The organism is Paenarthrobacter sp. MSM-2-10-13, assembly GCF_011605365.1.
Lineage (GTDB): Bacteria > Actinomycetota > Actinomycetes > Actinomycetales > Micrococcaceae > Arthrobacter.
In genome coordinates this window covers 584,375-600,052 of the sequence record NZ_JAAOXO010000001.1, presented here as the reverse complement: position 1 = coordinate 600,052, position 15,678 = coordinate 584,375, and the positions used below count along the sequence as shown (strand labels likewise).

Here is a 15,678-nt window from a genome sequence, read left to right as displayed (position 1 = left end):
ATTTATGTGAATCAGCCAATCGCAGAGCTACAGATTAACCTTCAGCGACAGTAGCATCCGCTGGACATTGGCGAATTCAGAACCGTGGACCGCATACTTTGCAGCCAGGTCCAAGGTATCGAAAGACTTGGCCGGTGCCACCTTCTCATCAGCGGCAAAGGCATGGATGACCGGGACATCCCCAAAGGTGATGTCGCCCTTGCCGGCTGGGCCCTGAACCCGGTTCCTCAGTTCGCAGGCCTGTCCGTCCACTCCCGCCACCATATTGGTGATGCCGTAAGAGCCGAAGAACTTGTAGCCCTGAACCACGCGGAAGACTACTCGCGGATCAATGGTGTCCTGGCCATCCGAGTGGGGAATGTCCAATGGCACACTGCTGATCACCACATAGGGGCGTGCCTGACCGGCCGGGCAGGCGGCAGGCGACGTCGTAGGCAACCCGGTGTGTAGCGTGGCTATGTACCGCCCCTCGGCATCCTTGACCTCCACCTTCACAGCGTTGGCCAACGATCCCGCCTCCGGCGTTACCGACTGGGCTATCCACTCCTGAGGTAACTCGAAGCTGACGGTTTTGGCGGAGTCCGTGTACGTCTTCCAGGACACCGCCGTCGCCACCGGGCTTGACCCGGGGCTGGCCGAAGTACTCCCGCCGGTGCTTGGAGTTTCGCCGGTGCCTGTCGCCGGCGTCGTGCTGCCCTGTGTTGCCGTTCCCGATTCCGAACTATTTGGTTGGGAGCCGGTAGTGGAGTTGACTTGCGGGCCCTTGTTCTCGGCGGAGCAGGATGCTGTGCCGGCGAGGACTGTGACCGCCACGGCAAACACGGCAAGCCGCATCGGATTGCAGCGCAGGTTCAGGATGCCCTTCATGCCCACAGCCTATCGGCGGCAGTCCTGCGACACGCACAGGACTAGGCTGAGTGTATGGCTCCTGACCAGAAGGACTATTTCGAAGACGACATTCCCGCCATGTCAGCTATTGATATTGCTGATTGGCGCCTGCGGACGTTCGCCCTCTACGACAAAGTGCGCCAGCTCGCGGCCACCAACCCGTTCGACGCCCACGTGTTTTGGCGGCAGGAACGGGACCTGATGTTCGCTACGCATCCGGCTTCCGCGCTCACCGCCGATATGAAGGCTTCCTTCTCCGGACTGCCAACAGCTGACTACGATTCCTCCTTCCGGAGGTACGCCGCCTTGTCACCCGAGGGAGCCGGCCAGGAAATGAACGTTGAGACGGGGACTGACGGGTTGGTGCCATTCGTCCGAATCGGCACTTTCGACCTCCCCGGGCTGGGCTCGTTGGCGGCCTGGAAGCTCAGGAGCTACGGGGGCGGGATCTTCGTGCCGTTCCGCGACGCCACTGCAGGCAAGGACGGCGGAAGCTACGGCGCCGGACGGTACTTGGTGGACACGGTCAAGGGTTCGTTCCATGGGACGCGGGGATCCGGCGCAGACCAAGAGTTTGTCCTGGACTTCAATTTCGCGTACAACCCATCTTGCGCCTACAACGAGGCCTGGGCGTGTCCGCTGGCGGGACCAGCAAACCGCCTGGCTGCCGAGGTCCCAGTGGGCGAACAGTATCTCGGCTAACCAAACACCCCTCCGGGGCCGACAACTGCGAGGGCCGCAATGGCCGCCACTATTGTCAGCGGCGCCACCATCAGGCCGAAGACCGCGTACCCCCTCCACTTGAACAGTACATTCATCCGCACCAAGCGGTCGTGCCATAGCAAGGTGGCCAAAGAGGCCCACGGAGTGATCAGGGGTCCCGCGTTCACCCCCACCAACAGCGCAGCCATCCTGGTAGGAGTTCCGGCCAGTGGCTCGGCCAGAAGGTAGGCCGGCAGGTTGTTGACGACGTTTGAGCCAAGGGCGCCTGTCATGGCCAGCCTCAGCAGCTCAAGGAATCCGTTCCCCTGCCCTGCCACCTGGCCAAGCAGCACTGATGCGCCAAGATATTGCGTTGCTTCCACTACAAGGAAGAGGCCGCAGGTAAAGAGCAGCAGGGACCACGGGATCAAGGCCACCTTGAGCACCTTGGGTCGGCGGACGGCGAAGGTCACGGCGAGTATCGCGGCAGCCAACGCGGCGGGAATCCAAATGGCGACTCCGGATACCAACGCCGGCAACAGCAACACCAGGACGATCGCACTGACCAGGAGCAGGACTTTGTCCGGCGCTGCCGTGGATGAGGTGGTCGGGGCCGGACGGGCGGAATCGAGCGCGTAGGTTTTGCGAAGCTCCCGCCGGAAAACCACAGCAACAAATGCCAAGGGCACCACAATTGCCGCGAGCGAGGGCGCCCACATCAGTTGCGCGAACTGTGCCGGGCTGATGCCACCGAGATTGTGCTGCGCCAAAAGGTTGGTCAGGTTGGAGATGGGAAGCAACAAGCTGGCAGTGTTGGCCAGCCAAACCGTGGTCAGGGCGAAGGGCAGAACGGGGAGGCCCGCCTGGCGGGCCACGGTGACCACCACCGGGGTGAGCAGCACCGCCGTCGTATCCAGTGACAGGAAAATGGTACTGAGTGTGGCAAACAACGCCAACAGCAACCACAGCATGACACTGCGTCCACGCCCCCACCCCCGCACATGGCGGGCAATCCACTGGAAGGCGCCGGCCTCACTGACAAGTTCCGTAACCACCGTCATGGCAATGACAAAACCCAGGATGGGTGCCACCCGGTCTGCAAGGACTGCCACCTCCTGCCAGGGCAGGACACCCGTAACCACTGTGACCCCACCAGCCACAAGGAGGACCAACCCTATAATCGCCAGACGCATGGAACGGATTCTAAGCCCGGGTCCTGTGTTCATCCTGCACGGCGCTTCCTTCTGCACAGGAGTTCCTTCCACGGCACTGGAAGAAGGCGTCACCGGCCTGTAAGCAAAAGAACCCCCAAAGCCCTGCCGCGAAGCCTAACTTTGAAGCATGAACAGACTGCAGCGCATGATCCGGGCCCACAGGATCCTTGCGGTTGTGGCAGGGGTGGTGGTCCTTTCCGTAGTGGTTGTGGGGGCCGCCCTGTTCCAGCCGTGGCGCATCTTCACCAGCAGCAGCGTCTACGAAGCACTGCCTGCCGCGCCCGCTCCCGCGAGCGCACAGGCTCCCGCAATTCCCTTACCCGCAACTTCCGAGGCACCGGTGGTTCTTGGCTCGGGCACTTTCCAATCCCAAGAGCATGAGACCACAGGCACTGCCCGGTTGGTGAGACTTGACGATGGCAGCCATCTGTTGCGGCTCGAGGACTTGGCCAGCAGCGACGGCCCGGACGTCAAAGTCTGGTTGAGCAGCCTGCCGGCCGGCGGCGACTGGTTCAAATATCGGTCCGGCCGATACGTGGATCTCGGTGCGGTCAAGGCCACGCACGGCAATCACAACTACCTACTCCCGCCAGGAACGGACATCACGGGCTGACATCCGTGGTGCTGTGGTGTGACCGCTTCAGCGTGGCATTCGGATCCGCGCCCCTCACCTGATGCGTTGTGAGGCCCGCTCTGCGCGCTAAGGGAGTGGCAAAGCATGCAGAGCGGGCCCCACAACGCAACCCACCGGCCAGGAAGGACGTAGGATGTCATCATGACTTCGCCTTTTTCCCGTCGCATCGCCCGAGTCCGGCCCGTCCCGATCGCAACTGACACCGATCAAACTTTGGCCCGCCAGTCTCCTGACGAGCAGTTCTTTGTGGCCAACGACGCCCGGGATTTCGACTCGGCGGAAGGCACACAGTGGACTGTGGTGGAGTCCCCCTTCCCGACGTCGAGGGCCAATGCCAGCAGCCCGGCCAGAAACGGGTGGGAACCCGGGGCGGTGGTCAGCCAGGATGCGTTCACTTTTCTGGCCCCCTCGGTACCTGCAAACGTCTTCGGCATGGCGCACAACACCGGGCAGCCTGGCCGGGACCTGCCGCCACAGGCCTTCCACAAAGCAGCATCAAGCGTGATCGGACCGGGCGAAGCAATTCAGTTGAGCTCCACCGTTGGTTACGTGGACCCGGAGGCTGAACTGACGGTCGTCGTCGGCCGTGCCTCCCGAGGCCTGACCTTGGAAACAGCGAGGTCGGCAATTCTCGGATACACCATCGGTAACGACGTCTCCGCCCGCGACCTCCAGAAGTCCGACGAACTCTGGATCAGCGCCAAAAGCCAGGACACCTTCACTCCCGCAGGTCCGTGGATAGTCACCAGCCTGGATGACTCAAACCTGGAGATCGGGATTGTGCATAACGGCAAGGAGCTGCAGACTGCGAGTTCAGCGGACCTGGGCTGGAAAGTGGACGAAATCATGGTCTATCTGAGCTCATTCATGACGCTCCACCCCGGCGACCTTGTGCTCACAGGGTTCCCCGCGGAGTGCGCACGAATCCAACCGGGAGACACCGTGGTGTGCCGCGTGGAAGGAATCGGCGAGCTTCACAACCCCGTCACCGGTGCTTCATGGGAGCAGCAGCCTGCATAGTGTGTCAGGCTTAACCCCATGGAGATAGCTGCGGAGGCCACTGAGCTACGCCCGTCTCCCTCTCAAAAGCCCCCGCGTCAACGCAAACGGCACCGCGGCGTTCTGAAGTACCCAGTTGTGCGGCAATTAATCCGCTTCACCGGAGTCGGAGTGGTGTGCACGGCGAGTTCGCTCGCCATTTACGCTGTGCTGCGTCCGTGGATCGATCCCCAGCTGGCCAACGCCGTTGCCCTTGTTCTGACGTCGTTGATGAACACGGCCCTGAATCGACGGTTGACGTTCAAAATCACCGGCCGCAGGAAACGTGCGCAAGACCACCTCAGTGGGGTTATTGTGATTGGCATCGCGCTGATCATCACCGGCGGGAGCCTGGGTGTTTTGCATCTTCTTCGGCCCGAAGCCACGGTCACCGAAGAGTTGTGGACAACCACGCTCTCCGGTTTCGTGGCTACGGCCGTCCGGTTTACCCTGCTGCGGCATTGGATTTTCAGGCGCGCGCGGCACGTGTAATCACCCAGGTAGTAATTACTGCTTTTCTTGCGGGACAGCCAGGTTCCGGACGCGTCCGACGGCGGTTTCCACGGCAACGGCTGCCCGTTCCAGTTCCGCGTCGGTGACAGTTGAGGTGAAGCTGAAACGCACCGCTGTCTGGGCCGTTTCAGGGGCGATACCCAGGGCCACGAGCACCGGCGAGGGTGCGTCGGATCCCGCCGCGCAGGCCGATCCACTGGAACACACCACGCCGAGCCGCTCCAGCTCAAGCAGCACAGACTCGCCGCTGGTTCCGGGGAAGCAGAAAGAAGCTACGGAGGGCAGGCGTTGGATGGGGTGTCCTGTGAGCAGGGCGTGAGGTACGGTGGCGAGGATCCGCTGGATGAACTGATCCCTGAGATCCGAAACGCGCGCTGCTTGATGGGGCTGCTCAGCGTGGGAGAGCTTGAGCGCCGTGGACAACGCAACAGCCCCTGCCACGTTCTCTGTGCCCGAGCGCTTTGCCTTCTCCTGGCCGCCACCGTGCACCAGGGGCTCCACCCGAAGCCGCCCCTTGGTGAACAGGACACCGGATCCCTTGGGCGCACCAAGTTTGTGTCCGGAAATACTCAACGCGTCCACACCGAGCGCTTTCACGTCCACCGGCAACCACCCAGCGGCTTGCACTGCGTCCGTGTGGAACGGCACTCCGTGTTCCCGGGCCACTGCGGCCAAGGATGCAATGGGCTGGACGGTTCCGACCTCATTGTTCGCGTACATGACACTCACCAGAGCGGTGTGGGGGCCGATGACCGACCGTAAGCCATCAATGGAGACCAGACCTTTTCCGTCCACGGGGAGCACATCCACGGTGAATCCATGCACCCGTTCCAGGTAACGGGCTGATTCTTCCACTGCGGGATGTTCGATGGCACTGATCACCACACGGTTCAGCGACGGATCAGCCGCCTGCCGCGCCAACGCTATGCCTTTGACGGCAAGGTTGTCCGCTTCCGTGCCGCCGGAAGTGAAGGTCACCTCGCCGGCACGGCAGTTCAGGACCTTCGCGACGCCGGAACGGGCTTCGGCAAGCGCACCCGCTGCCGTTTCGCCCAGGCTGTGGTGGCTGGAGGGGTTGCCGAACTCGCCGCTCAGGTAAGGCCACATGGCTTCAAGGGCCTCACGGCGAACCGGAGTGGTGGCTGCGGCGTCAAGGAAGATCATGGGATGGTCAGGCTGTCTCTAGAACGACGTCCAGCCCCAGGTCGAGGGCGCTCACGCTGTGGGTCAGGCCACCAATGGAAATAACGTCCACGCCGGCGGAAGCGATCTCGGTGACGGTATTGATGTTCACGTTGCCGCTGGCTTCCACGATGGCCCGTCCGTCCACCTGTTTGACCCCGGCACGGAGCTGTTCGATGGAGAAGTTGTCCAGCATGATGGTGTCCACACCGGCAGCCAACACGGGTTCAATCTGCTCGGCCCGGTCCACTTCCACCTCGAAGTGGGTGGTGTGGCCAAGCTGGGCCTTGGCTGCAATCAGCAGCTCGGTCAGTTTGCTGGAGTCGCCTCCGGTCATGACGGCCAGGTGGTTGTCCTTGGCCAGCACGGCGTCGGAGAGGCTGTAGCGGTGGTTGGCTCCCCCACCACAGCGCACCGCATAGCGCTCCAGCACACGAAGTCCGGGGGTGGTCTTGCGGGTGTCCGTGATCCGGGCGCGCGTCCCTTCCACAAGCCGCACGAATTCCGCCGTTTTGGTGGCTATGGCACTCATCCGCTGCACCAGGTTCAGGCCCACCCTTTCGGCGAGGAGCACCGAGCGGGCGCTGCCGCTGACCCGCGCGAGGTGTGTTCCGGCGTCGAACGCTTCACCGTCGGCGAGGAGCAATTCCACGTCCGTGTCCGGGTCCACGAGCTTCATGGCATCACGGAAAACGGGACCGCCGCTGAAGACCCCGGGGACTCGCGCATTCAACACTGCAGTTGCCCGGGCGTCGGCGGGGATCAGTAGTTGCGAGGTGATGTCGCCGCTGGGCGCGTCCTCCGCGAACGCCCGTTCCAGGATGTCCCGGACGGGGGCAGCGGGGAGGGTCAGGTTAGTCATGGACGAGGCTCACTTTCCGGCTCATGGTGTAACGCTTGTCAATATCTTCGACGACTCCGGGGTCCTCCCAGCTGTCGCTGCGGTAATGAGCCCCCAAGGACTCACGCCGTTCCCGGGCAGCATGCACCAGCAACTGCGCCGCCAACAAGAGGTTGGAATCCTCATGCTCCCGAACATCCAAAGACTCAGGAACATTCAGTGGAAGCACATCCTCTGCCCAGGCAGCCAACGCCACACCGGCCTCACGAATCAGAGCACCATCACGCAAGACCCCGGCCTTGGCAGTCATCAACCGCCGCAGAGCCCCCCGCGAAAACACCCCCGCCCGCGCAAAAGAAACCTCCCGAGCCCCCGGCCCCGGCAGAGACTCAAACTCCCAGGAAACAGGAGCAGGCACCGGCTCAAGTTCCAATTCCGAACCCAGTAGCGCGGCCGGAGGCCCCGACCGCGCCGTTGTCGCGTGAGCGGCCGAACCGGCCGCCGAGCCTGCGAGGCGATCGCCGGTACGAGGCGCGAGCGCAGGCGCCAAGGGGCCTGCGGCGTCGCGGTCACCAACGAGGAACGCTTCAACAGCCCGCCGCCCGAACACGAGGCCCTCGAGCAGGGAGTTGCTGGCCAGCCGGTTGGCACCTTGCACCCCGGTACACGCCACTTCGCCGGCGGCCAGTAGCCCGGGAACAGAGGTGCGGCCGTAAAGGTCGGTGACCACGCCGCCCATCCAGTAGTGGGCCGCGGGTGCTACAGGAACAAGCTCGGTGGTCCAGTCAACGCCGGCTTGGCGGGTGCGTTTGCTGAGGGTGGGGAAACGTTTGGCCAGGAAGCCTTTTCCTCGGCTTTCCTCAATCACGGTGGCGTCCAGGAACACGTGGCCGTTGGGGTCGCCGAGTTTTGTGAGGTGAAGGGCGATGCTGCGGGAGACGACGTCCCTGGGTGCGAGTTCGGCATCAGGGTGGTAGTCGGGCATGAAGCGGTGACCGGTGGCATCTACCAGGATGGCGCCCTCGCCCCGTACCGCTTCGGAGATAAGCAGGGGGTCGTTGTTGCCTTCTGCTTCCCGTGCCTCAGTCGGGAGAACCATGCACGTTGGGTGGAATTGAAAGAACTCAAGGTCTGCCACGGCCGCCCCAACACGCCACGCCAGGGCCAGGCCATCCGCTGTTGCCACTGAGGGATTGGTGGTTTGGGCGAACAGCTGGCCGGCTCCCCCGGTGGCGAGCAGCACAGAGTCGCCGTGGACGCCGAGGTGGCGGCCATCGTGGAGGAAGTTCGCTCCCACTACACGGCCGCCGCCCGGTCCCCCCAAGGAGAGCGATGTCACGTGGGCGTGCCCTATGACCTGGATCTTTCCTGCGGCTTGGAAGTCCAGCACGGTTTTGATCAGCGCGGCCGCCACTCCGGCTCCAGTAGCGTCGCCACCGGCGTGGAGGATGCGGGGAGCTGAGTGGGCGGCTTCGAGACCCAGTGCGGGATCGCCGTCGTCGTCAAGGTCGAAGTGGACGCCGAAACGTGCCAGTTCTGCGATGTCCAACCGGGCCTCAGTGCACAGCACCCGTACTGCTTCTTCATTGCAGTGGCCGGCCCCGGCTTTGAGTGTGTCGGCGATGTGGGCTGCCACAGTATCGCCGGGGGCCGGCTCGTCCAGCACAGCGGAAATCCCGCCTTGGGCGTAGTAGGTGTTGCTGTCTGCGAGCGCACCTTTGGTCAGCAGCACCACTTCCGCGCCGGCATCGGCAGCAAGAAGGGCTGAGTACAGACCTGCGATGCCGCTTCCGACGACGACCAGCCTTTGGGGGGCGGCCCCGCCGGTAAGGCTCTCTGTAGTCATATGAGGCTCGATTCGGCTAGTCGGGTGTTGATGTGCCCGGACGGTGATGCCGGCTTTGTGGTGCCGTCGGTTTTAGGCAGGTTTGGCTGCCAGCATGCGTTCGAGCGCAATTTTGGCGTTGTCCTGCACGGAGTCGTCAACGGTGATGCGGTTGACGATGCGTCCTTCCACGAGTTCCTCCAGGACCCAGGCGAGGTATCCGGGGTGGATGCGGTACATGGTGGAGCAGGGGCAAATGACGGGATCGAGGCAGAAAATGGTGTGCTGCGGATATTCGGCGGCGAGCCTGTTCACCATGTTGATCTCGGTGCCGATCGCGAACGTGGTGGGTTCGGTGGCGGCGGCGATGGCCTTCTTGATGAAGTCGGTGGATCCTGCGGAGTCTGCGGCGTCCACTACTTCCATGGGGCATTCGGGGTGGACAATCACGTTGACGCCCGGGAAGTCCTGCCGGGCTTTCTCGATCTGGCCCACGTTGAAGCGCTTGTGGACTGAGCAGAAGCCGTGCCAGAGGATGACCCGGGAGTCCTGCAGTACTTGTTCGTCATTGCCGCCAAGTTCCTTGCGCGGGTTCCACATGGGCATCTGCTCAAGCGGGACGCCCAGTGCCTTGGCGGTGTTGCGGCCCAGGTGTTGATCGGGGAAGAACAGAACGCGCTGACCGCGTTCGAACGCCCATTCCAGAACCACTTTGGCGTTGGACGAGGTGCAGACGATCCCACCGTTACGGCCACAGAACGCCTTGAGTGCTGCAGAGGAGTTCATGTAGGTGACAGGGATGACGGGTACCCGGCCGGAGGCATCCGGGTCCGTGCCGAAGATTTCTTCAAGCTGCTCCCAGCATTCCTCCACGGAGTCTTCATCTGCCATGTCAGCCATGGAGCATCCCGCGGCAAGGTTTGGCAGGATGACGGCCTGTTCGGGCGTGGAGAGGATGTCCGCTGTCTCGGCCATGAAGTGCACACCGCAGAAGATGATCGCTTCGGCGTCGGGCTTGGTCAGGGCAGCGTTGGCGAGCTGGAAGGAATCGCCCACGAAGTCCGCGTACTGGATGACTTCGTCACGCTGGTAGAAGTGGCCCAGGATGACGGCCCGGTCCCCGAGTGTCGCTTTGGCGACCCGGATGCGGGCGTCAAGTTCGGCGTCGGTGGCTTTTTTGTACTCATCGGGCAGCTGGCCCTGGCGCGGTGTGGCTTTGGGAGCGACATCCTCGCTGGAAGCACCCGGGCCATAAGCAGGTTCGCCGGCAAGTGCTTCGGCGAGGTCGTACTCCCATGGGCCCCTGGCCAAGGCCGGGCTGCACGTGGCCCCTGCGCGGGAGAGGCCTTTCTCGGCTTCTTCGCGAGTGATCAGCTGGACGGCAGTGTTAACGCTGCTCATGGTGTACTCCTGTTATCTGGCCCGAGGCCGGGCGTGCCGGTGAAGCGGTAGAGGCGTGGCGGGCGGTGTTTTCCGCCTTGAAGGTATTCACCGGTTTCTTCGATTTCCGGTGTTGCCTTGATGTGCCTGCGGAAGTTAGCGGGATCGAGCTGGCGGTCCAGCACGGCCTCGTAGACTTCGCGGACCTGGGCGAGGGTGAAAAACTCTCCCAGCAGGTGGTAAGCGATGGATCCGTAGGCCATCTTGTTGCGCAGCCGCCACAGGGCGTAGTCCACGATTGCGTTGTGGTCGAAGGCCAGTTCGGCGAGCTTGTCTGCCCGGAACCAGCGCACATTCTCGGACTCGTCAGCGAGGGCCGCTTCAGTGGGTTGCACTAGTGCCCAGTACACGATGGAGACCACTCTTTGGGTGGGCGATCTATGGAGGCCGCCGAAAGCGTAGAGCTGCTCAAGGTAGTGAGGGGCCAGGCCGGTGGTTTCGCGGAGGTTCCGTGCAGCCGCATCCTGAAGGGATTCGTCGTGGGCCAACGGTCCACCCGGGAGCGCCCACATGTCTTTGCAAGGCTCACGGATACGCCGTACCAGCGGCAACCACAGGGTTGGGCGCCCGGATGTCTCGCTGGGGCGGAGGGCGAAAATCACTGTTGAAATAGCCAGCGACGGCGGTGCAAGCCGCCGCTCGGCAACGTTGGCTGAGTTGGTGTTCACGGCGTTCACCTCGCTCCATCGCCGTCCGAAACGCTCCCCGGTCAGTGAAGCGCTAGTTAAAGTCATATTGACTAGAACTAATGGTACGGCTCGATCGACGCGGAGCAAAATGCTTTACGTCACACTGGCTTGGCGGCAGCTTCCATCAGCGGGAGCGTGCGGCCCTGGATGTGGCTGTTTAGGACGATGACCGACGAACACCGGACCACGGACTTGGTGGCGATCATGGCATCAAGGACGCGTTGCATATCAGGGTTGGACCGCGCGGCGATCCGCACCATCAGGTCCGAATTTCCCGTGACAGTATGAACCTCGATAATTTCCGGGATGGCACTGAGGCTTTCGATGATGGCATCATGGCCGATCTCCTGGGTGATGGTCACCGAGCAGAACGCCACCACCGGAAAGCCGAAGTTGGCGGGATCAGGCTGGGGAACCCAGGAACCGATGACCCCGTTTTCAATCATTCTGTCTATCCGGGACTGCACCGTCGCCCTGGCAACCCTGAGCACGCGGGAAGCTTCCAGCACTGAAGATCGCGGTGAATCAGTGAAGAAACGTACAATTTTTGCATCAAGCGCATCCACCAGCATCAAAGTTCCTGTCCCCGGGGTAACTTACCCATCACATCGCTACAGCAAAAAGTGATGTATCTTACAAACTGCGAGAATTATTCCACGGCTCTTGCTGCGTCGTCGACGCCCGCGTGCCAAACCCATGAGGCCAGCACGCCAAACCAGCATGTAATCCATAGAAGGTAGACACGTATGACAACGAAGTCCATCGCGGCTCCTGCGCCAACATCCGGCCTCGGCCATTCGCTCAAGCCGCGCCAGCTCACCATGATGGGGCTAGGCAGCGCGATCGGCGCGGGCCTCTTCCTCGGCTCGGGGGCGGGCGTTCAGGCGGCCGGTCCGGCAGTCCTTATTTCCTACCTCGTCGCCGGTACGCTGATCATCCTGGTCATGTGGGCCCTTGGCGAGATGGCGGCAGCCAACCCGAACAGCGGCGCGTTCTCCGTTTACGCGGAGAAAGCCATGGGCAAGACCGCAGGCGGAACCATCGGCTGGTTGTGGTGGTTGCAGCTAGTAGTGGTCATTGCAGCCGAAGCCATCGGAGCAGCCGGTCTGCTGTTCTCGATCTGGCCCGTCATCCCCGTCTGGGTCCTGGCGCTGGTCTTCATGGTGGTCTTCACGGGCATCAACCTTGTGGGCGTCCGCAACTTTGGTGAGTTCGAGTTCTGGTTCGCCATCCTCAAGGTCGCAGCGATCGTGATCTTCCTACTGATCGGCGCAGCCCTGCTCTTGGGTTGGCTGCCTAACGTGCCCTCCCCCGGGTTCTCAGCGTTCAGCGACTTTGCCCCCAACGGCATCGGCGGCATCGCGGCCGCCTTGTTCGTCGTGATCTTCGCCTTCGGTGGAACCGAGATCGTCAGCGTCGCTGCCGCCGAAACCGAGAACCCCGCCCACAGCGTAGGCAAGGCCATCCGTACAGTTGTTTGGCGCATCCTGGTCTTCTACATCGGCTCGGTGTTCGTGATCGCAGCCGTCCTTCCGGTGGGATCGGAAGGATTGAAGTCCCCATTCGCCGGAGTGCTGGACCTTGCAGGAATCCCCGGCGCCGGAGCGGCCATCACCCTGGTAGCCGTCGTCGCCCTGCTGTCCGCCCTCAACGCCAACCTCTACGGCGCCTCCCGCATGATTTTCTCCCTCTCAGAGCGCGGCGAAGCTCCACGCTTCCTGTCCCGCCTGAGCGGTTCAAAGGTTCCCGTCGCCGCAGTCGGCATCTCAGTTGCCTTCGGCTTCATCGCCACGGTCCTTGAGTTGCTGTTTCCGGAGAAGATCCTGCCGGCACTGCTGAACCTTGTGGGATCCACATGCCTCGTGGTGTGGGGCACCGCACTGGTCTCGCAGTTCATCCTGCGCCGTAGGGCTGACCGGGACGGCACCGAGCTGCCGCTGCGCATGAAGGGATTCCCCTTCCTCACCATCGTGGGCCTTGTCCTGTTGGGCCTCATCCTGGTGGTGGGCTTCGCCAACCCGGAAAGTGCCGGGCAGCTGATCGGAACGTTCATCCTGATCATGGTCATCGCCGCCGGCTGCTTCCTCAACGCCAGGGCCAAGGCTGGCAGGCAGACCACGCCGGTCGAGTAGCCAGCTGCTCATCATCATCAGGAAGCCCTGCACAGTTTGTACTGTGCAGGGCTTCTTTGTGTGCCCAAAATGTACAAAGTGTGCCGCTAGAACTGCACTGATTGCGCACAGGCGTATTGGGTGACTAGGGTCACAGCCATGACTACCAAAGCCGTGCTGGCCGCCGTCGATGATGACGCGGCCCCGCTCACCCACCATCAACTCCGTGAGCTGTACACCCTGATGGCAGCCGTCCGGCACCTGGACACCTCAGCCGTCGCCTGGCAGCGCCAAGGCATCATCCCGGGATACGCCCCGGAGCTCGGCCAGGAGGCCGCCCAGGTAGGCAGCGGCTACGCCGTTGACCGGACCCGTGACTTCGTCTTCCCCACCTACCGTGAGATGGGCGTTGCCCGGGCGATGGGCCTGGACATGGTGGGCTACATGTCCACCCACAAGGCCACGTGGCACGGTGGCATGTACAACCCTTTGGAATCCAGGTTCGCACCCATTCAGGCCGTGGTTGCGGGCTCCGTCCTGCACGCTGTCGGCTGGGCCCATGGCCAAACCCTTTCCGGCCACGCGGCGGGTGAAACGGGCGTTGCCATGACGTACTTCGGCGACGGCGCCTCCTCGCAGGGCGACGTCCACGAAGCCATGAACTTCGCGGCAGTCATGAAGGCTCCCGTGGTGTTCTTCATCCAGAACAACGGCTGGGCCATCTCCGTCCCCACGGAACGCCAGGTAGCCGGCGGCTCGGTCGCGGCTCGCGCTGCCGGGTACGGAATCCCGTCCCTGCAGGTGGACGGAAATGACGTGGTAGGTGTTTTCGAAGCCACTCGTTCCGCCTTCGCGCACTGCCGCGCCGGCAACGGACCCGTGGTGATCGAAGCCATGACCTACCGCCGCGGTCCGCACTCCACCGCCGACGATCCCGGCCGCTACCGCACGCTGGATGAGGAACGCCTCGACGCCGGCGAGGATCCGCTGGAGCGCTTCAGGCAGCGGCTGCTCGACGAAGGGGTTGCAGACGAGGCCTTCTTTGCCGAAGCGCAGCGGAAGGCCGAAGAAGAAGAGGAAGCCATCCGTACCGGCATCGAGGACCTGGGCCCCCGCCCCGGCGCCGAAATGTTCGGCCTGGTCTTCCAGGAACCAACGCCCGCCCTTCAATCCCAGGCCACCGCGTGGCGCGAGGAGTCCGAACATGTCTGAGACCATGACTGCCTTGCCAGGCATTGAAGCTGCCGCCGCCGGCGTTCAGCAACTGTCCATGCAGCAAGCACTCAACCGTGCCCTGGACGAGATCCTGGCCGAGAACCCCAAGACGTTCATCTTTGGCGAGGACTGCGGCCGGCTGGGCGGGGTCTTCCGCATCACCGACGGCCTCCAAGCGAAGCACGGCGAGGACCGCGTCTTCGACACCCCGCTTGCCGAATCCGGCATCCTCGGAATGTCCGTGGGCCTGGCCATGGCAGGCTTCCACCCCATCCCAGAAGTCCAGTTCGACGGCTTCGCGTATCCGGCCATCAACCAGATTGTCTGCCAGATCGCACGGATGAACTACCGCAGCCGCGGCACCCTGCCCATGCCCATCACCCTGCGCGTGCCCAGCTTTGGCGGTATCCGTGCACCCGAGCACCACGGAGAGTCCTTGGAGGCGCTCTTCGCCCACGTTCCGGGGCTCAAAGTGGTATCACCGTCCACCCCGAACGATGCCTACCACCTGCTCAAGTACGCGGCGACCCGGCCGGACCCGGTCATTTTCATGGAACCGAAGTCCCGCTATTGGCAGAAGGGACCGGTGGACCTCACCTCGGTGGATGCGGCCTTTGCAGCGCACGACGGCGGAGCGGACAACGGCAGCAACCTCACCGGCGCCCGCGTGGCGAGGGAAGGCAGGCACCTCACCCTCGTGGCGTGGGGCGCCATGGTGGCCCGTTGCCTGCAGGTTGCCGAACTGGCGGCTGAAGACGGCATCGACGTCGAGGTCCTGGACCTTCGCTGGCTGAAACCGATTGACGCCGAAGCGTTGGCGACCTCCGTGGGGAAGACGCGGCGCGCCGTCGTCGTCCATGAAGCACCGCTGACCTCAGGCCTGGGCGCCGAAGTGGCCCAACTCATCACGCAGAGCTGTTTCGCGACGCTCAAGGCGCCGGTGGAACGCGTGACGGGCTTCGACGTGCCCTATCCCTCCGGAGACCTGGAAGACGAATACATCCCCAACATCGACCGCATCCTCTTTGGGATCCAACGCGTACTGGAGTACCGCCGTGGCTGAAATTTCCTTCCCCCTTCCGGACCTTGGCGAGGGCTTGATTGAGGCAACAGTGCTGGACTGGCTCGTGGAGCCCGGTCAGCAGGTGGAACGCAACCAGGCGATCGTGGAGTTGGAAACCACCAAGTCGGCCCTCGAATTGCCCAGCCCGCAGGCGGGTAAAGTGGTGCGTATTCACGGAGCGCCCGGTGACACGATCAACGTTGGCGAGCCGCTGATCGTGTTCGAGGTTCCGGATGACACTGCCGGGATCGTGGGCACTGTTCCGAAGGACGAAGCACCCAAGCGCCGGGTCCGCCTGAGCGCCGTACTGGATGAGGACTGAC

16 protein-coding genes are annotated in these 15,678 nt (G+C 63.1%); 8 read left to right on the top strand and 8 right to left on the bottom strand.

Annotated features, from left to right (window positions below; all coding sequences use genetic code 11):
- Nucleotides 1-27: 27 nt before the first annotated feature.
- On the bottom strand, nt 28-867 hold the full coding sequence (locus HAV21_RS02830) for a hypothetical protein (protein ID WP_166840262.1): 840 nt from the start codon (nt 865-867) through the stop codon (nt 28-30).
- Nucleotides 868-921: 54 nt separating this feature from the next.
- Here HAV21_RS02830 and HAV21_RS02825 point away from each other — a divergent pair, with 54 nt between their 5' ends.
- Nucleotides 922-1,590, top strand: coding sequence for a DUF1684 domain-containing protein (locus HAV21_RS02825; protein WP_166840260.1), 669 nt, complete (start codon nt 922-924; stop codon nt 1,588-1,590).
- Here HAV21_RS02825 and HAV21_RS02820 read toward each other — a convergent pair.
- On the bottom strand, nt 1,587-2,783 hold the full coding sequence (locus HAV21_RS02820) for an SLC13 family permease (RefSeq protein ID WP_166840258.1): 1,197 nt from the start codon (nt 2,781-2,783) through the stop codon (nt 1,587-1,589). The genes HAV21_RS02825 and HAV21_RS02820 overlap by 4 nt on opposite strands.
- Nucleotides 2,784-2,931: 148 nt before the next feature.
- Between HAV21_RS02820 and HAV21_RS02815 the strand changes: the two genes are divergently transcribed.
- The 3 genes from HAV21_RS02815 to HAV21_RS02805 all read left to right on the top strand — a co-directional run bounded on the left by HAV21_RS02815 (nt 2,932) and on the right by HAV21_RS02805 (nt 4,968).
- The gene (locus HAV21_RS02815; RefSeq protein WP_243753087.1) at nt 2,932-3,417 is read left to right on the top strand and encodes a DM13 domain-containing protein; all 486 of its coding nucleotides are present in this window, start codon (nt 2,932-2,934) and stop codon (nt 3,415-3,417) included.
- A gap of 162 nt (nt 3,418-3,579) precedes the next feature.
- Nucleotides 3,580-4,458: a fumarylacetoacetate hydrolase family protein gene (locus HAV21_RS02810; RefSeq protein WP_166840256.1), complete on the top strand. Its 879-nt coding sequence runs from the start codon at nt 3,580-3,582 to the stop codon at nt 4,456-4,458.
- Between the two features lie 18 nt (nt 4,459-4,476).
- Nucleotides 4,477-4,968 (top strand): GtrA family protein, encoded by a 492-nt coding sequence (locus HAV21_RS02805; protein ID WP_142938709.1) that lies wholly within the window; start codon nt 4,477-4,479, stop codon nt 4,966-4,968.
- 15 nt (nt 4,969-4,983) lie between these two features.
- Here HAV21_RS02805 and HAV21_RS02800 read toward each other — a convergent pair whose 3' ends face one another.
- The 6 genes from HAV21_RS02800 to HAV21_RS02775 form a co-directional block, all read right to left on the bottom strand.
- A complete protein-coding gene (locus HAV21_RS02800) occupies nt 4,984-6,153 on the bottom strand; it encodes a cysteine desulfurase family protein (protein WP_166840254.1) in 1,170 nt (389 codons plus the stop codon).
- 7 nt (nt 6,154-6,160) lie between these two features.
- Nucleotides 6,161-7,033 carry a carboxylating nicotinate-nucleotide diphosphorylase gene (gene nadC, locus HAV21_RS02795; protein ID WP_142938707.1) on the bottom strand — a complete coding sequence of 291 codons (873 nt, stop codon included), beginning with the start codon at nt 7,031-7,033 and terminating at the stop codon, nt 6,161-6,163.
- Complete coding sequence (locus tag HAV21_RS02790; RefSeq protein ID WP_166840252.1) at nt 7,026-8,858, bottom strand: FAD-binding protein; 1,833 nt, start codon at nt 8,856-8,858, stop codon at nt 7,026-7,028. The genes nadC and HAV21_RS02790 overlap by 8 nt, the downstream gene beginning before the upstream one ends.
- 72 nt (nt 8,859-8,930) lie before the next feature.
- Nucleotides 8,931-10,238, bottom strand: coding sequence for a quinolinate synthase NadA (nadA, locus tag HAV21_RS02785; RefSeq protein ID WP_166840250.1), 1,308 nt, complete (start codon nt 10,236-10,238; stop codon nt 8,931-8,933).
- Nucleotides 10,235-10,954, bottom strand: coding sequence for an NUDIX hydrolase (locus tag HAV21_RS02780; protein ID WP_166840892.1), 720 nt, complete (start codon nt 10,952-10,954; stop codon nt 10,235-10,237). Before HAV21_RS02780 ends, nadA begins: the two co-directional genes overlap by 4 nt.
- A 110-nt stretch (nt 10,955-11,064) precedes the next feature.
- Nucleotides 11,065-11,538 carry an Lrp/AsnC ligand binding domain-containing protein gene (locus HAV21_RS02775; RefSeq protein ID WP_014922130.1) on the bottom strand — a complete coding sequence of 158 codons (474 nt, stop codon included), beginning with the start codon at nt 11,536-11,538 and terminating at the stop codon, nt 11,065-11,067.
- 174 nt (nt 11,539-11,712) lie between these two features.
- Here HAV21_RS02775 and HAV21_RS02770 point away from each other — a divergent pair, with 174 nt between their 5' ends.
- The 4 genes from HAV21_RS02770 (at nt 11,713) to HAV21_RS02755 (ending at nt 15,677) form a co-directional block, all read left to right on the top strand.
- Complete coding sequence (locus tag HAV21_RS02770) at nt 11,713-13,098, top strand: amino acid permease (protein WP_142938699.1); 1,386 nt, start codon at nt 11,713-11,715, stop codon at nt 13,096-13,098.
- 138 nt (nt 13,099-13,236) lie between these two features.
- Nucleotides 13,237-14,289, top strand: a complete 1,053-nt coding sequence (locus tag HAV21_RS02765; protein ID WP_166840248.1) for a thiamine pyrophosphate-dependent enzyme — start codon at nt 13,237-13,239, stop codon at nt 14,287-14,289.
- Nucleotides 14,282-15,355: an alpha-ketoacid dehydrogenase subunit beta gene (locus HAV21_RS02760; RefSeq protein WP_166840246.1), complete on the top strand. Its 1,074-nt coding sequence runs from the start codon at nt 14,282-14,284 to the stop codon at nt 15,353-15,355. The genes HAV21_RS02765 and HAV21_RS02760 overlap by 8 nt, the downstream gene beginning before the upstream one ends.
- Complete coding sequence (locus HAV21_RS02755; protein ID WP_014922133.1) at nt 15,348-15,677, top strand: biotin/lipoyl-containing protein; 330 nt, start codon at nt 15,348-15,350, stop codon at nt 15,675-15,677. Before HAV21_RS02760 ends, HAV21_RS02755 begins: the two co-directional genes overlap by 8 nt.
- Nucleotide 15,678: the final 1 nt, after the last annotated feature.

Excerpts from the sequence above, each read along its gene's own strand:
- HAV21_RS02805 (WP_142938709.1), top strand. The coding sequence starts at position 4,477 with ATGGAGATAGCTGCGGAGGCCACTGAGCTACGCCCGTCTCCCTCTCAA.
- nadC (WP_142938707.1), bottom strand. The coding sequence starts at position 7,033 with ATGACTAACCTGACCCTCCCCGCTGCCCCCGTCCGGGACATCCTGGAA.
- HAV21_RS02775 (WP_014922130.1), bottom strand. The coding sequence starts at position 11,538 with ATGCTGGTGGATGCGCTTGATGCAAAAATTGTACGTTTCTTCACTGAT.
- HAV21_RS02815 (WP_243753087.1), top strand. The coding sequence starts at position 2,932 with ATGAACAGACTGCAGCGCATGATCCGGGCCCACAGGATCCTTGCGGTT.
- nadA (WP_166840250.1), bottom strand. The coding sequence starts at position 10,238 with ATGAGCAGCGTTAACACTGCCGTCCAGCTGATCACTCGCGAAGAAGCC.
- HAV21_RS02760 (WP_166840246.1), top strand. The coding sequence starts at position 14,282 with ATGTCTGAGACCATGACTGCCTTGCCAGGCATTGAAGCTGCCGCCGCC.
- HAV21_RS02800 (WP_166840254.1), bottom strand. The coding sequence starts at position 6,153 with ATGATCTTCCTTGACGCCGCAGCCACCACTCCGGTTCGCCGTGAGGCC.
- HAV21_RS02820 (WP_166840258.1), bottom strand. The coding sequence starts at position 2,783 with ATGCGTCTGGCGATTATAGGGTTGGTCCTCCTTGTGGCTGGTGGGGTC.
- HAV21_RS02830 (WP_166840262.1), bottom strand. The coding sequence starts at position 867 with ATGAAGGGCATCCTGAACCTGCGCTGCAATCCGATGCGGCTTGCCGTG.
- HAV21_RS02790 (WP_166840252.1), bottom strand. The coding sequence starts at position 8,858 with ATGACTACAGAGAGCCTTACCGGCGGGGCCGCCCCCCAAAGGCTGGTC.
- HAV21_RS02825 (WP_166840260.1), top strand. The coding sequence starts at position 922 with ATGGCTCCTGACCAGAAGGACTATTTCGAAGACGACATTCCCGCCATG.
- HAV21_RS02810 (WP_166840256.1), top strand. The coding sequence starts at position 3,580 with ATGACTTCGCCTTTTTCCCGTCGCATCGCCCGAGTCCGGCCCGTCCCG.
- HAV21_RS02770 (WP_142938699.1), top strand. The coding sequence starts at position 11,713 with ATGACAACGAAGTCCATCGCGGCTCCTGCGCCAACATCCGGCCTCGGC.
- HAV21_RS02765 (WP_166840248.1), top strand. The coding sequence starts at position 13,237 with ATGACTACCAAAGCCGTGCTGGCCGCCGTCGATGATGACGCGGCCCCG.